The following is a 951-nucleotide window of genomic DNA, read 5'->3' as shown; positions in this document are numbered from 1 at the left end:
ATCATCAGCCACACGGTGTCGCGCTGCGAGCGCGCATGCCCGGCGGGCAGATCCTCGCCGGCGAACACGCGGGCGACAATGTCGCGCTTCTTGGCGTCCGGCACCATGAACAGCATCTCCTCGCACGAGGCGAGCGCCGGGAAGGTGAGGGTGACGCGCGGCACGAATGGCTCGACATGGGCGGTGTCGACGCCGGCTGCCCAGCGGTCGCTAATGGAGAGCTGCGGCCAGCCGGGAAACAGCGAGGCGGTGTGGCCGTCGGGTCCGAGGCCGCCGAACACGAGATCGAACAGCGGCCGTGCCGGATCGAGCGTGGCGTTGCCGTAGAACTGCTGAAGCTCGCGCTGATAGTCGCGTGCCGACTCTTCGGGCGTCGCCGTGTCGGTGCGCATCGCGTGGACGTTCGCCGCCGGGGCGCGGCCGTCGAGCAGTGCGCGTTTGGCGGCGCCGATATTGCTCAGCAGATCGTCGTAAGGCACGAAGCGCTCGTCGGTGATGAACCAGTGCACGCGCTGCCACGGAATCTGGTGCGCGAACTCGGTCGCGAGCAGCTCCAGCATTTTCTTCGGCCCGGAGCCCCCGGTGAGGCAGATCGCCGGTCGGTCGTGATGCAGCTCGATGCGCGCGATCAGCCGCTGCGCCGCCAGCCGCGCCAGCGCGTCGGCGTCGGGCGCCACGACGATCTTGCGCGGGTCGGCGGCCGCCATCATGGCACGCGCCAGTTGCGGCGGTCACGCGCCAGGAGCTCGTCGGCATCTTCGGGGCCGTGGCTGCCGGCGCGATAGATGTGCAGGCCCTTCTCGCCGGCGTTCTTCCAGGCATCGAGGAATGGCTGCACGGCGCGCCAGCCGGCCTCGACGCCGTCGGCGCGCTGGAACAGGATGTTGTCGCCGATCATGCAGTCGTGCAGCAGCGTCTCGTAGCCGTTGCTCGGCGCGACCTTGAAGTAAT

At 69.2% G+C, this 951-nt stretch carries 1 protein-coding gene and 1 pseudogene; both read right to left on the bottom strand.

The annotated features are described in order from the left end of the window. Positions 1-707, bottom strand: a 707-nt coding sequence (gene pgl, locus I5M_RS19480; RefSeq protein WP_031337095.1) for a 6-phosphogluconolactonase, incomplete at its 3' end; no start/stop codon positions are given. Further along, positions 707-951: pseudogene (locus I5M_RS30170) on the bottom strand (glucose-6-phosphate dehydrogenase); the annotation flags it as partial. The pseudogene I5M_RS30170 and the gene pgl, both read right to left, overlap by 1 nt.

The organism is Rhodopseudomonas sp. B29 (assembly GCF_000333455.1).
Classification (GTDB): Bacteria; Pseudomonadota; Alphaproteobacteria; order Rhizobiales; family Xanthobacteraceae; genus Rhodopseudomonas.
This window is presented reverse-complemented; position numbering and strand designations above follow the sequence as displayed.